Here is a 12,734-nt window from a genome sequence, read left to right on the forward strand (position 1 = left end):
GGAACACCCGCCGGGCCGAAATCGCGCGATGAGCGCATATCGCGCGAGAATGCTTGGCCCGCGCCCCGCGGCGTCCTACATTGGGCAGCATGACAGGCCCGCCTCTCGATTTTCTGAGTGATCGCGCACGCGACATCTTCCGGGTGGTGGTCGAATCATATCTGGGCACCGGCGTGCCGGTCGGCTCGCGCACGATCAGCCGGCTGCCCGGGCTCAACCTGTCGCCCGCCTCCATCCGCAACGTGATGCAGGATCTCGAGGAAGCCGGCCTGCTCGCCGCGCCGCACACGTCGGCCGGGCGCATGCCTACGGAAACCGGGCTGCGCCTCTTCGTCGACGCGATGATGCAGGCGGATGAGCCGCATGATGACGACAAGCGGGCCATCGAGCGGGAGCTGTCCGGCGAAGGGCCCATCGAGAATGCGCTCAACACCGCCACGGCCTTGCTGTCCGGCCTGTCCGCCTGCGCGGGGCTGGTGATGGTGCCCCGGCGCGAGGCGGTGGTGAAGCAGTTCAGCTTCGCCTGGCTCTCGGGCACGCAGGCGCTGGCCGTGCTGGTCGGCGCGGACGGCAGCGTGGAGAACCGCGTTGTCGATCTGCCGCCCGGCACCACGCCCTCCATGCTGATCGAGGCGGCCAATTTCCTGTCCGCCCATGCCAGCGGCCGCACGCTCGGCGAGGCGCAGCAATGGCTCGCGCAGCAGATCGCGGATGGCGAGCACGCGCTGGACGCGGCGGCGGCCAATCTCATCGCGCGCGGCCTCGCCGCGTGGAGCCGCGATTCGGAGGACCGGCCGGTGCTGCTCGTGCGCGGGCAGGCCAATCTCATCGATGCGCATGCGACGGCCGATCTGGAGCGGGTGCGGCAATTGCTCGACGAGCTGGAAGGCAAGAGCGAGATTGCGCGCCTGCTGGACAGCGCCCGGGCCGGCGCGGCGACGCGCATCTTCATCGGTTCGGAGAACAAGCTCTTTTCCCTGAGCGGTTCTTCGGTCATAGCGGCCCCGTATCGCGGCCCCGGCGGCCGCGTGATCGGCGTGGTCGGCGTGATCGGCCCCACCCGGTTGAACTATGCCCGTGTCGTCCCCATGGTGGATTTCACGGCGCAAACCCTCAGCAGATTGATGCAGTGACGGAATGACATGACTGACGAGACAAGGAACGAGAACGAAACGCTGGCCGCCGACATGGCGGAAAGCACCGGCAACACCGGATCGCCCGAGGAAGCCGTCGCCGCGCGCATCGCCGCGCTGGAAGACGAGCTGGCGACGGCGAAGCAGGAAACGCTCTACGCCATGGCCGAGACGCAGAATGTCCGCCGCCGGCTGGAGAAGGAGCTGGCCGACACGCGGGCTTATGCCGCGACGGCCTTCGCCCGGGACATCCTGTCCGTCGCCGACAATCTCTCGCGCGCGCTCGATGCCATTCCGGCCGAGCTTCGCGACGACGAGAAGATGAAGGGGCTGATCGCCGGGCTGGAAGCCACCGGTAAGGAGCTGGAAAGCACCTTCCGCAAGCATGGCGTGGAGAAGTTCGTCTCCGTGGGCGAGGCGCTGGACCCCAACCGGCATCAGGCGATGGTCGAGATCCCGTCCGATGCCCCGGCCGGCACGATCGTGCAGGAGATGCAGGCGGGCTACACGATCAAGGATCGCCTGCTGCGTCCCGCCCTCGTCGGCGTCGCCCGCGCGGCGGACTGACCGGGCGGCCATGCCCTTTTCCGGACGAGGCGGGCGCGCCGCTCTTTTCGCGGCCCTCGGCCTCGGCGTCGGGATGCTTCCCGCTCCCGCACAGGCGCAGGCGATGAACGCGCCGGACGCGCCGACCGCCTCTGCATCGGCCCCGGCCGCCCCCGCACTGGCCGATGCGCTCGCCGCCTTCGGCGCGGGCCGCGTCGGCCCGGCCGATCTGCGCGAGATCCAGTGCAGCCCGGCCGCAGCGGAAGAGCCCACCGAACATGAATGCCGCTGGGAACAGCGCACCGCGCGCGGCTGGTATCGCTATGCGAGCTGGCTGGCGCATGACGGGCGCGGCTGGACCCTGCTCGAAGACCCGCTCCCGGTGCCCCGGGGCGATGACTCAAAGCTCAGGAAAGCTCTCTAGGCGAGCTGGACAACTTCCCCGACTTTGAGGGAGCCAGAAGCGCGCTCTTCAGCCATTTTCCTTCGTCCTCCCGGGCTTGACCCGGGATCCCGCTGCCTTGAATCTTGCAGGTCCAGCCTGTTCTGAGAAACAGCAAGAAGCGGGATCCCGGATCACGTCCGGGATGACATCGTTCATGACGCGATGGTGCCGCCGCCATGGCTCTGGAATTTGTCCACGCCGCCCGCGCCGCTTTGATCCCGGCCCGCCGTTGAACCGCAAGGCCGGGATCAGCTTCTCGTCAGGCGATGGCGGGCTTCATGGCGCCGAAGCGAATGGTCCGCCGCCGCAGCGATGCCCCGATGAGCGCGAAGCCGCCGATCATCATGGCCCAGCTTGCCGGCTCCGGCACGGCGCTCGGCCCGAACATGTCCGCCGTGGTGATGCGCAGATCGGGGTCGGCGAGAGCATCGAGGCTGAGATTCCAGCCGAGCGCATCGAACATGGCGAGGTCCAGTGCCCTCAGGACGCCCATTTCGCCCTTCGCGGCGGTCGGGTCCATGATGCCCAGCCCTTCCTTCCAGTGCGAGGCCTGCTGGCCATCGCCCCAGTTCGCGCCGGTCGAGAAGGCGCCGCCCAGCAGGGCCGTCTCGCCGCCATCGATCGAGAAGAAGGGCGTGCCGCCCAGCGACCAGTCCAGCCCGTCTTCCGAATAGCGGAAAATGTCGGTGCCGTGGCCGATCCAGTCCCAGTCCCAGTGATAGCCGTCCGAGGGCGCGAAGGCGTCATAATAGTCGACACCGGAAGTGAAGCCGAGGATGTGGCCGATCTCGTGGAAGGCAGTGAAGGTGAAATCATAGCTGCCGGCATCGATGCCGTCGGTCGGATCGAAGTCGAAGGACAGGTCGGAATTGAAATTGATCGAACCGTCCTTGTAGCTGTCGACATAGACCAGCCCCAGCGCCTTGCCGAGCGCCCATGTCACGCCGAAGGTGCTGTTGTTGTTGCTGCCGTCATTGTCCCATTGCTTGGCGAAGGGGTCTGCACCCGTCTGCGCCACGGGATCGGTATAGGCCGGGGTCCACATGCCGATGGAGCCGGAGCTGGCATCGGGCAGATGAGCGATGGTGGTCTGATCGATCGCCGAGCCCGAAGCGACGCTGGCCATGGCGTTCAGCACCGTGGAGACGTTCGCGGTGTAGTAATAGTTGCTGGTGCCGCCGATCGGGCCGTTGATGCCCTGCGCATTGAAATAAGTGTCGATGCGCACGGTGGTATCCGTGGTGATCAGCTTTTCCCAATAGTTCGCCGCCGTGCGGAAGGCGGTATATTGCGCCGTGCCCTGCGCCATGCCGCCCATGTCGAACAGATCGATGGTGAGTGCCTGTGCCGGCGCGGCGGCAAGAGTCGAGGCCAGAAGAATGGCGGCGACCGACGTCCTCATGATGATGATACCCCCCTTGTTAACTATGTCGGCGAAGCTGGTCCACGCGCCGCGAAAGTCAACTGCCGACATGGCGGCATGGCCCAATCCGGGACATTCGGCGGGGGATCGAATCGGCGGGACCATTCGCCCGAGGGCGGCTACCCCCGCCCGATGAACGGCATCTTCGTCGGCATCACCGTCAGGAACTGGGCGTTGGCGTCCGGGGGCAGGCTGTCCATATAGGCGACCGTTTCGCCCACCACGCTGGCATCCATCACCGGCTCGGGCACCAGCCGGCCGTCCGCCTGCGGCACCCCGCGCGCGAAGGCTTCGGAGAAGGCGCTGGCGGCATTGCCGATGTCGATCTGTCCCACGGCGATGTCATGCCTGCGCCCTTCGAGCGCGGCGGCCTTGGTCAACCCCAGCACGCCATGCTTGCTGGCGCAGTAGGCGACGGTGTCCGGACGCGGGTTGTAGGCGGAGATGGAGCCGTTGTTGATGATGCGCCCGCCGCGCGGCTGCTGCGCCTTCATCACGCGGAAGGCCGCCTGCAGGCAGAGGAAGGCCCCGGTCAGGTTGACGTCCACCACCTCGCGGAACAGCGCGACGTCCATGTCCTCGATCGGGAAGCGCCCGCCATTGAGGCCGGCATTGTTGAACAGCAGGTCGACGCGGCTGAAGCGCGCCACCGCCTTGTCGAACAGCGCCGCGACGGACTGCGCGTCGGAAACGTCGGTGGGCACGCACAGGATCGGCTCGGGCGATCCGCTGGCGAGCGCGGCGGTCTCGTCCAGCGCGTCCGCCCGCCGCCCGGCCAGCACGAGCCGATAGCCTCGCGCGGCGAGCGTGAGCGTGACGGCGCGGCCGATGCCGCTGCCCGCCCCGGTGATGACCGCGATGCGTCCCGTCATGCTGCGTGCCTTCAGAGATACACGGCGGTGCCGGTGGCCGAGACCATCAGCATCGATCCGTTGGCGCCCAGCACTTCATAGTCGAGGTCCACGCCGATGACGGCATTGCCGCCGAGCGATGCGGCGCGCTCGCGCATCTCGGCCAGCGCTTCCTCGCGGGCGCGCGAGAGCACTTCCTCATAGGCGCCCGCGCGACCGCCGACGATGTCGCGCACGCTGGCGAAGAGGTCGCGGAAGAGATTGGCGCCGACGATCACTTCGCCGGTCACCACGCCGCAATAACGCTGGACGGGGCGGCCATCCACATTGTTGGTGGTGGTCACGATCATCTCGCCCGGGCTGCCGCCCCATGGTCCGTCGGTCATATCGCCTGTCCTCTCACACTGTACCGGGTTGGGGTCCCGGGGAGGATGGCTAGCGCGCGCCACGCGAAATGACCAGAGGGGCCTTATTCCATGCCGAGCGCGGCCAGATAGGTCTGGAGGATGGCTTCCATCTCCTGGCGGTCATGGGCCGGCATCTTCCGCAGCCGGATGATCTGCCGCATGATCTTGACGTCATAGCCGGTGGCCTTGGCTTCGAGATAGACGTCCTTGATGTCGTCGGCGATGCCCTTCTTCTCTTCTTCCAGGCGCTCGACGCGCTCGATGAGAAGGCGCAATTGATCGGCGGCGATATTGTCGCTCATGATGTGATGGTCTCCGGAAAGGAATGTGGGTCAGAATCGGATGCGCGCTCCTAGCCATCCGGCCGGGCCGGTGTCCAGCATCGAGAGTGGGCAGGGGCGCTCGCGGCGCGCGCTTCGCCCATTGCGCATGAAAAAAATTCCGGCCGATGTCACATTCGCTGGCGCCGGCTCGTCATGTCCGTGCAACCCTGAAGGAAGGAGATGACGATGACCACCCGCTTCAATCCCTATGCCGCCGCGCCCGCGCTGATGAAGAGCTGGACGGAGCTGTCCCTCGCCGTGGCCGACAGCCTCGAGTCCAGCCTGATCGAGCTGGTCAAGATCCGCGCCTCGCAGATCAACGGCTGCGCGAACTGCATCAACATGCACAGCCATGAGGCGCGCGCGAAGGGCGAGACCGAGCAGCGCATCTATTTGCTCTCCGCCTGGCGTGAGGCGCCCTGCTACACGGATCGCGAGCGCGCGGCGCTAGGCTGGACGGAAGCGCTCACCCGCCTGTCGGAAGGGCATGCCCACGCGGCGGCGAAGGAAGCGCTGAACTGGGAATTCACCGAGGAGGAGCAGGTGAAGCTCACCTTGATGATCAACATCATCAATGGCTGGAACCGCATCGCCGTCGGTTTCGATCTCTGGTACGACATGCCCGTGAAGGCAGCGGCCTGATGGAGCGGGGGACGCGGCAGGACGCGGCGGCGCGGTTCGATCCGCTGCGTCCCCGGCTGGTCCGGGTCGCCTACCGGATGCTCGGCTCGGTGGCCGATGCCGAGGACATGGTGCAGGAAGCGTTCATTCGCTGGATGGGCACGGATCAGGCCGCGATCCGCGAGCCGGAGGCCTTCCTGCGCCGGGTCGTCACGCGCCTGTGCCTCGATCATCTCAAGTCCGCGCATGTCCGGCGGGAGACCTATGTGGGGCCGTGGCTGCCCGATCCGCTGGTCGAGGAGGATGCGGGCGAGGAGGAAGAGGACGTCACCTTGCCGCTGATGCTGGCGCTGGAGCGTCTTTCGCCGCTCGAGCGGGCGGCCTTTCTCCTGCATGATGTGTTCGGCCTCGGCTTCGCGGAAGTCGCCGCGACGGTCGGGCGGGACGCGGCGGCCTGCCGGCAGCTCGCGGCGCGGGCACGCACGCATGTGCGGGAAGCGCGGCCACGCTTCCGCATCGCGCGGGATCGTGGGCTGGAGATTGCCGGCGCGTTCTTCGCTGCCTCGCGCAGTGGCGACATGAGCGCGCTCGGGGCGATGCTCGCGCAGGATGTGAGCATGCACAGCGATGGCGGCGGCAAGCGCCCGGCGACCATCCGCCCGGCGCTCGGCTTCGCGCAGGTCATGCAGCTTCACAAGGCGCTCGGCATCCTGTTCCGCAAGCATGGATCGCAGCTGGTGCGCGTCTGCTTCGTGAATGGCCTGCCCGGCTTCGTGACGCTGGAAGCGGACGGCGAATATCAGACGACGGCGCTGGACATCGAGGATGGCCGGATCGCCGCCATCTACGTCATGCGCAATCCGGACAAGCTGCGCCACCTGCACTGAGGGGCGCACGGGGCCGGAGCTACCTGAATGTCAGGTCCCCGCCGGCCCGGCGCGCTTGGCACCTCTGTCCCGCCCGCCGCGCCGGCAGGCGCGGGGCGGGAGCGGGATGATCGGTTGGGGGAGGGTGGTCAGCCGCTCCGTCCGGCCCGGCTGCGGCGCCCGCCGCCACCACCGCCGGCATTGCCCTGCGGACGGCCATTGCCGAAGCGGCGCTGGCCACCGTCGCGGCGCGGGCCACGCTCGGCTTCGCTGCCGGCGGGCGCGCCTTCGCGCATCCGCTTGGGCAGCTGCTCGCCGTCCCGCCGGGCCGGCTGGTCGCCATAGACGGCCAGCGGATCGAAGTTCGGGCGGCCCTGGCCGCCACCGCGTGCCTCACCCTGACGTGCGCCGTCGTGGCGCTGCCCGGTGCGGCCGCCGCGCTCGTTGCCCTCGGGGCCACGACGCTGGGGGCGGCCATCGCGGCTCGCATGGTCCCGGCCGCCCTCCGGCGTGCGCTCGGACCAGGCCGGGCGGCCCCGGCCTTCGATGCGGATATCGATCAGCGGCCGCTCGCGACGGCCCTCGCCCTGCGGGGCGGCTTCTGCGCGAGCCTGCGCGGGGCGGCGATCCTGCCGCTCCGGCCGGGGCGCATGCGCGTCCTGCCGGCGGTCGGCCTGTGCCGGTGCGCCGCGCTCGCCATGGCGCGCGCGCTGCGGGCGCCGGCCCTGGCGCGCGCCGTTGCCGGCATTGCGGCCCGGCGCGCTGTCGCCCACGGCCTGCTCGATCGCTTTCTTGGAAGGCAGCGGCAGGCGTCGTGCCTCGACCACGAAATTCTCCGGCAGCGGCATCTGCTCCAGCTTCACGCGGGTCAGCCGCTCGATGTCGCGCAGATAGGGGCGCTCGTCCGGCGCGACGAAGCTCATCGCGATGCCGTCCGCGCCCGCGCGGGCCGTGCGGCCGATGCGGTGGACATATTGCTCGGGCACGTTGGGCAGCTCGAAGTTGAACACGTGCGAGACGCCCGAGACGTCGATGCCGCGCGCCGCGATGTCCGTCGCCACGAGGATCTGGACGCTGCCGTCACGGAAGCCCTTGAGCGCGGCGGTGCGCTGGCCCTGGCTCTTGTTGCCGTGGATGGCGGCGGCGCTGATCTGCGCGGCGACGAGGTGGCGCGCCACGCGGTCCGCGCCATGCTTGGTGCGGGTGAAGACGAGCGCCCGGTCCAGCGCGCCCGAGGCGATCGCCTCGCGCAGGCGCAGGGTCAGCAGCGCCTGCTTCTCCTGCTGCTCGACGAAGGTGGCATATTGCTCCACGCGCTCGGCAGTGGTCGATTGTGGCGCGACTTCCACCTTCACCGGATTGTGGATGAACTGCTTGCCAAGGTCCGCGATGGCCTGCGGCATGGTGGCGGAGAAGAACAGGCTCTGCCGCTCCTTGGGCAGCATCCCCGCGATGCGCTTGAGCGGCTGGATGAAGCCGAGGTCCATCATCTGGTCGGCCTCGTCGAGCACGAAGATCTCGACATTGCGCAGCGTGAGCGCGCGCTGCTCGATCAGGTCGAGCAGGCGGCCCGGCGTCGCGACGAGGATGTCGCAGCCCGGCACCAGCGCGCGCGCCTGCTTGCCCACCGGCACGCCGCCGAAGACGACCTGCACGGAGAGGTTCAGATATTTGGCATAGCCGCGCATGTTCTCGGCGATCTGCGCAGTGAGCTCACGCGTGGGCGAGAGCACCAGCATGCGGCAGGAGGCCGGCTTGCGGGCCTGCGCATTGCCGATCAGCCGGTGCAGCGAGGGGAGGGAGAAAGCGGCGGTCTTGCCGGTGCCCGTCTGGGCAATGCCCAGCAGGTCGCGCCCTTCGAGCAGCGCGGGAATCGCCTGCTGCTGGATCGGCGTCGGGTCGGCATAGCCCTTGGTTTCGAGCGCGCGAAGGAGGGGCTCGGCAAGACCAAGGTCGGAAAAATAGGACATGAATATACTCTCGATAAGGACATGCGGCGCATGCGCGTCAGAGGCGCGCGCGCAACAGGGGTCTCCGTTACGGGCGACCCTGCGTGAATAAGGAAGCTTTTGCGGTTTCGCATCCGTTCGTCCCGGCCGCCCTTGTGCGAAGATCGCGGGGCCTCACGCTGCTCGGAATTGCGCCGGATCACTAGTCCGCGCGCCGAATGCTGCGCTGCACATAGGGCTGTTCGCGGGGAAAAGCAAGGGTGCCGGGGTTCGGCGGGTGTCCCATGGTCTGTTTGCCGAGTTTCCCGAAACGTCCAGGCGCGCCGCCAGCGCGGCGGCGGGTCCTCTCCGAGGGCAAACGGACCGGGAGGTCAGGAGGCTGTTGGCGGGTATTGCCGCTCCTCTGCCGTCATACCCGTGCACACGGGAATCCAGTTGCGAGGGTGCGATGTGGCGCGGCCGTGATCCCGCATCATACGACGGCGATGCAGACAGGATTTCGCGCCGGATCGCGGCTGCACCCTCAGCTCCCGTCGGCAAGGTGATCTGGATTCCCGTGTGCACGGGAATGACGAGGATAGGACCGATAATGACCAGCTGCCTTGAGGATCGCCGAGTCCAGTTTGAGAAACTGGAAGAAGCGGAATCCCGGATCGAGTTCGGGATGACATATCCATCCTCCCCGGCGCATCACCGGGGAGGGGAGGCTACGTCAGTTCATCGGCCGCAGAGCACTTCGCCGATCTGCACGGCGTTGAGCGCGGCGCCCTTGCGCAGATTGTCGCCCACCACGAACATCGCGAGGCCGTGGTCCACCGTGCGGTCGGGGCGTACGCGGCCGACGAACACGGGGTCGGCGCCGGTCGCTTCCAGCGCGTTCGGTACGTCGCTCAGCACCACGCCGGGGGCCTTGCCGAGCAGGGCGAGCGCGGTCTCCACGTCGATGGGCCGCTCGAACTCGGCATTGATGGAGAGGCCATGGCCGGTGAATACCGGCACGCGCACGCAGGTGCCCGAGACGGGCAGGTCGGGAATGCCCAGGATCCTGCGGCTCTCGTCGCGCAGCTTGAGCTCTTCCTCGGTGTAGCCGTCCTCGCCCAGCACATAATTGAGCGGCACGATGTTGTTGGTGATCGGCACGGCCCACTTCTCGGGCGCGGGGAGGAAGTCCGCCTTGCCGTTGAAGGCGAGCGCGGCGCCCTTGTCGCCCACCGCGGCGATCTGCCGGGCCAGCACGTCGATGCCTTCCATGCCGCCGCCCGAGACGGCCTGATAGGTCGCTACGATCAGCCGCTTGAGCCCCGCCGCCTCGTGCAGTGGGCCGAGCACCGGCATGGCGGCCATGGTGGTGCAATTGGGATTGGCGATGATGCCCTTGGGCATGTTGGCGAGCGCATGGGGATTCACTTCGGCGACGACGAGCGGCACGTCCGGGTCGCTGCGCCAGGCCGAGCTGTTGTCGATCACGATGGCGCCCGCGGCGGCCACCTTGGGCGCCAGCGCCTTGCTGGTCGAGCCGCCGGCGGAGAAGAAGACGAGGTCGAGCCCGGCGAAATCGGCGGTGGCGGCGTCCTCCACCGTCACTTTCTCGCCCTTGAAGTCCACCTGCGAGCCGGCCGAGCGGGCGGAAGCGAACAGGCGCAGCGTGCCGACCGGGAAGTCCCGTTCCTCGAGCAGCTGGCGCATCATCGAGCCGACGAGGCCCGTCGCGCCGACGACGCCGACATTGAGCGGAACATTGGATGAGAAGCGGGCAACCATGAGTGAACGTCTCCTTGTGTTGGGCGGAGAACGCGGCGGTCAGGCTTCCGGTCGGAAAGTCGGCCCCGCGCGCTTCGCGGGGCTTGCGGTCCGGATGATCGTGGCCCTCAGGCCGCGCGCGTACCAGACACCGCCCCGCGAATGCGGGTCGGTTTGGTCATAATCGTCGGCAGGGCGATCATCGTGAACATCGCGCGGGCCTCTAGCGGCGTCGGCGCTCCAAGTAAACAGGGGGCGCGCAAATTTTGTGACAAGGCTGCACGGGGCGCCCGCCTCGCGACATTTCCTTGCGTGAAAGGCGTTTGCGCGGGCCGCGGCGCGGGTCAGCCGGCGTTGCGCGCCACGCTGGCTTTCATGCGCTCCAGCTGCTCGGGCGTGGCTTCGCTCTGGTGGCTGTCCTTCCACTGCGCATAGGGCATGCCGTAGATGATCTCGCGCGCGCTTTCGCGGTCCATCGCCCCGTCGGCCTCGGCCACCCAGTCGGCGAGGCAATTGCGGCAGAAGCCGGCCAGCCCCATCAGATCGACATTCTGCGCGTCGGTGCGATGGCGCAGATGATGGACGAGCCGACGGAAAGCCGCTGCCGCCGTCTTGTCATCGAGCGTCTCTATCGTCATTGAATGCCTCTTCTGCTTTCTGTTCGAACCATTGCCGCCCTGTTCGCCGCGCTTGCCGCGTCGTTACCGTCATTTGGGCAGGCATATCGCTGACGCAAGGGGTTGCCTTTACCGATGAAGAAACTTGCCCCCCGCACCCGCAAGGTCCGTATCCTCGCCACGCTCGGCCCGGCCAGCAGTGGCAGCGAGATGATCCGCCGGCTGTTCCTGGCCGGGGCGGATGCCTTCCGCCTCAACATGAGCCATGGCGGGCATGAGGGGCATGCGGCGAATGTCGAGGCGATCCGCGCGCTGGAGAAGGAGCTTGGCCGGCCGACCACGATCCTGGCGGACCTGCAGGGCCCCAAGCTGCGCATCGGCACCTTCGCCGACGGCCCGGTGATGCTGAGGCCGGGCGACAGCTTCCGGCTGGATCGCGACACCGAGCCCGGCGACGCGCGGCGCGTGGCGCTGCCCCATGCGGAGATCTTCGCCGCCGCCCAGCCGGGCACGCGGCTGCTGCTGGACGATGGCAAGCTGGTACTGCGCGTGAAGGCCGTGAGCGACGATGCCATCGAGACGCAGGTCGAGGTCGGCGGGCAGCTCTCGGAGCGCAAGGGCGTCAACGTGCCGGACGTGGTGCTGCCGATGGCCGCGCTCACGGACAAGGACCGGCGCGACCTCGCTTTCGCGATCGAGGCGGGGGTGGACTGGATCGCGCTCTCCTTCGTGCAGCGGCCGGACGATCTGGCCGAGGCGCGCCGGCTGATGGGCGGCCATGGCCAGCTCCTCGCCAAGATCGAGAAGCCCGCCGCGCTCAACCGGCTGGAAGAGATACTGGAAATGTCGGACGCGGTGATGGTGGCGCGCGGCGATCTCGGCGTCGAGTTGCCGCCTTATGCCGTGCCGCCGCTGCAGAAGCAGATCGTGGAGAGCGCCCGACGCCTCGGCAAGCCGGTGGTCGTCGCGACGCAGATGCTCGAATCGATGATCAAGTCGCCCACGCCCACCCGCGCGGAAGTGTCGGACGTGGCCACGGCGGTCTATGACGGCGCGGACGCGGTGATGCTCTCGGCCGAGACGGCGGCAGGCGACTGGCCCGAGCAGGCCGTGGCGATGATGGACAGCATCGCGCACAGCGTGGAGCATGATCCGGGCTATCTCGATCGGCTGCACTTCACCAAGACCATTCCCGATCCCACCACGTCGGACGCGCTGGCCGGCGCCAGCCAGACGATCACCACCACCGTCTCGGCCAAGGCGATCGTCTGCTTCACCGCATCGGGCAGCACCGTGCGCCGCATCGCGCGCGAGCGGCCCTCCGCGCCCATCCTCGCCCTCACGCCGCGCGCCACCACCGCGCGCCGCATGGGCCTGTTCTGGGGCGTCCACGCCGTGCGCACCAAGGATATCGGCAGCTTCGAGGAAATGATCGGCAAGGCCAAGCGCATGGCCCTGCGCCACGGCATCGCGGCGGGCGGGGACAAGATCATCGTCCTCGCCGGCGTCCCCTTCGGCACGCCGGGCTCCACCAACGTCCTGCACGTCGCCACCATCCGCGGCGATGAACTGCGGGTCCACGGCGAGGGCTAGGGGGCGCTGTCGGAGCGCCTTGATGGCCGGGGCTATGGCTGGACGGGGCGGGGCGCGGCTTGCGGATAGCTGCTCTTCGTTGCGACCATGTCCGATGGCAGCTACGCTCCCAATATCGCGCGTTGAGCAAGCTTGCTAACGCGGATATTCTTCTTCTGTCCGTTTCTCGACGGCACCGTGAAACCGGGATAACAAGCGACACGCAAGAAAAGCTGGGCTT

Annotated in this window: 11 protein-coding genes and 3 pseudogenes; 6 read left to right on the plus strand and 8 right to left on the minus strand. The window is 68.1% G+C overall.

Features of this window, described 5'->3' with window-relative positions:
* The first annotated feature begins 89 nt into the window (after positions 1-89).
* From hrcA to HNP60_RS02340, 3 genes are all read left to right on the plus strand, one after another.
* Positions 90-1,133 carry a heat-inducible transcriptional repressor HrcA gene (hrcA, locus tag HNP60_RS02330; protein ID WP_184149734.1) on the plus strand — a complete coding sequence of 348 codons (1,044 nt, stop codon included), beginning with the start codon at positions 90-92 and terminating at the stop codon, positions 1,131-1,133.
* Between the two features lie 54 nt (positions 1,134-1,187).
* Positions 1,188-1,700 carry a nucleotide exchange factor GrpE gene (gene grpE / locus HNP60_RS02335; RefSeq protein ID WP_420825237.1) on the plus strand — a complete coding sequence of 171 codons (513 nt, stop codon included), beginning with the start codon at positions 1,188-1,190 and terminating at the stop codon, positions 1,698-1,700.
* 73 nt (positions 1,701-1,773) lie between these two features.
* Positions 1,774-2,103, plus strand: a complete 330-nt coding sequence (locus tag HNP60_RS02340; RefSeq protein ID WP_184149740.1) for a hypothetical protein — start codon at positions 1,774-1,776, stop codon at positions 2,101-2,103.
* A gap of 280 nt (positions 2,104-2,383) precedes the next feature.
* Here HNP60_RS02340 and HNP60_RS20260 read toward each other — a convergent pair.
* The 5 genes and pseudogenes from HNP60_RS20260 to HNP60_RS02360 all read right to left on the minus strand — a co-directional run.
* Positions 2,384-2,500: pseudogene (locus tag HNP60_RS20260) on the minus strand (PEPxxWA-CTERM sorting domain-containing protein); the annotation flags it as partial.
* Positions 2,501-2,575: 75 nt separating this feature from the next.
* A pseudogene (locus tag HNP60_RS19815) lies at positions 2,576-3,652 on the minus strand (NF038122 family metalloprotease); the annotation flags it as partial.
* A 14-nt stretch (positions 3,653-3,666) separates the two neighbouring features.
* On the minus strand, positions 3,667-4,419 hold the full coding sequence (locus tag HNP60_RS02350; protein WP_184149746.1) for an SDR family oxidoreductase: 753 nt from the start codon (positions 4,417-4,419) through the stop codon (positions 3,667-3,669).
* Between the two features lie 11 nt (positions 4,420-4,430).
* A complete protein-coding gene (locus tag HNP60_RS02355; protein ID WP_184156831.1) occupies positions 4,431-4,748 on the minus strand; it encodes a heavy metal-binding domain-containing protein in 318 nt (105 codons plus the stop codon).
* Between the two features lie 119 nt (positions 4,749-4,867).
* Entirely contained in the window at positions 4,868-5,107 is a 240-nt protein-coding gene (locus HNP60_RS02360) for a DUF2312 domain-containing protein (protein ID WP_014074838.1), read from the minus strand.
* Between the two features lie 207 nt (positions 5,108-5,314).
* Between HNP60_RS02360 and HNP60_RS02365 the strand changes: the two genes are divergently transcribed.
* Positions 5,315-5,770, plus strand: a complete 456-nt coding sequence (locus HNP60_RS02365; protein ID WP_184149749.1) for a carboxymuconolactone decarboxylase family protein — start codon at positions 5,315-5,317, stop codon at positions 5,768-5,770.
* Positions 5,770-6,636, plus strand: coding sequence for a sigma-70 family RNA polymerase sigma factor (locus HNP60_RS02370; RefSeq protein ID WP_014074840.1), 867 nt, complete (start codon positions 5,770-5,772; stop codon positions 6,634-6,636). Before HNP60_RS02365 ends, HNP60_RS02370 begins: the two co-directional genes overlap by 1 nt.
* Before the next feature lie 563 nt (positions 6,637-7,199).
* On the opposite strand, the pseudogene HNP60_RS19820 reads toward HNP60_RS02370, so the two are convergent.
* The 3 genes and pseudogenes from HNP60_RS19820 to HNP60_RS02385 all read right to left on the minus strand — a co-directional run.
* A pseudogene (locus tag HNP60_RS19820) lies at positions 7,200-8,585 on the minus strand (DEAD/DEAH box helicase); the annotation flags it as partial.
* Positions 8,586-9,281: 696 nt separating this feature from the next.
* Positions 9,282-10,325 (minus strand): aspartate-semialdehyde dehydrogenase, encoded by a 1,044-nt coding sequence (locus tag HNP60_RS02380; protein ID WP_184051117.1) that lies wholly within the window; start codon positions 10,323-10,325, stop codon positions 9,282-9,284.
* A 323-nt stretch (positions 10,326-10,648) separates the two neighbouring features.
* The gene (locus tag HNP60_RS02385) at positions 10,649-10,942 is read right to left on the minus strand and encodes a DUF1244 domain-containing protein (RefSeq protein WP_184149755.1); all 294 of its coding nucleotides are present in this window, start codon (positions 10,940-10,942) and stop codon (positions 10,649-10,651) included.
* A 114-nt stretch (positions 10,943-11,056) separates the two neighbouring features.
* Between HNP60_RS02385 and pyk the strand changes: the two genes are divergently transcribed.
* The gene (gene pyk, locus HNP60_RS02390) at positions 11,057-12,514 is read left to right on the plus strand and encodes a pyruvate kinase (protein WP_184149757.1); all 1,458 of its coding nucleotides are present in this window, start codon (positions 11,057-11,059) and stop codon (positions 12,512-12,514) included.
* Positions 12,515-12,734 lie beyond the last annotated feature (220 nt).

Origin of the sequence: Sphingobium lignivorans, assembly GCF_014203955.1 — a bacterium.
Lineage (GTDB): Bacteria > Pseudomonadota > Alphaproteobacteria > Sphingomonadales > Sphingomonadaceae > Sphingobium > Sphingobium lignivorans.

Excerpts from the sequence above, each read along its gene's own strand:
- hrcA (WP_184149734.1), top strand. The coding sequence starts at position 90 with ATGACAGGCCCGCCTCTCGATTTTCTGAGTGATCGCGCACGCGACATC.
- grpE (WP_420825237.1), top strand. The coding sequence starts at position 1,188 with ATGGCGGAAAGCACCGGCAACACCGGATCGCCCGAGGAAGCCGTCGCC.
- HNP60_RS02340 (WP_184149740.1), top strand. The coding sequence starts at position 1,774 with ATGCTTCCCGCTCCCGCACAGGCGCAGGCGATGAACGCGCCGGACGCG.
- HNP60_RS02350 (WP_184149746.1), bottom strand. The coding sequence starts at position 4,419 with ATGACGGGACGCATCGCGGTCATCACCGGGGCGGGCAGCGGCATCGGC.
- HNP60_RS02355 (WP_184156831.1), bottom strand. The coding sequence starts at position 4,748 with ATGATCGTGACCACCACCAACAATGTGGATGGCCGCCCCGTCCAGCGT.
- HNP60_RS02360 (WP_014074838.1), bottom strand. The coding sequence starts at position 5,107 with ATGAGCGACAATATCGCCGCCGATCAATTGCGCCTTCTCATCGAGCGC.
- HNP60_RS02365 (WP_184149749.1), top strand. The coding sequence starts at position 5,315 with ATGACCACCCGCTTCAATCCCTATGCCGCCGCGCCCGCGCTGATGAAG.
- HNP60_RS02370 (WP_014074840.1), top strand. The coding sequence starts at position 5,770 with ATGGAGCGGGGGACGCGGCAGGACGCGGCGGCGCGGTTCGATCCGCTG.
- HNP60_RS02380 (WP_184051117.1), bottom strand. The coding sequence starts at position 10,325 with ATGGTTGCCCGCTTCTCATCCAATGTTCCGCTCAATGTCGGCGTCGTC.
- HNP60_RS02385 (WP_184149755.1), bottom strand. The coding sequence starts at position 10,942 with ATGACGATAGAGACGCTCGATGACAAGACGGCGGCAGCGGCTTTCCGT.
- pyk (WP_184149757.1), top strand. The coding sequence starts at position 11,057 with ATGAAGAAACTTGCCCCCCGCACCCGCAAGGTCCGTATCCTCGCCACG.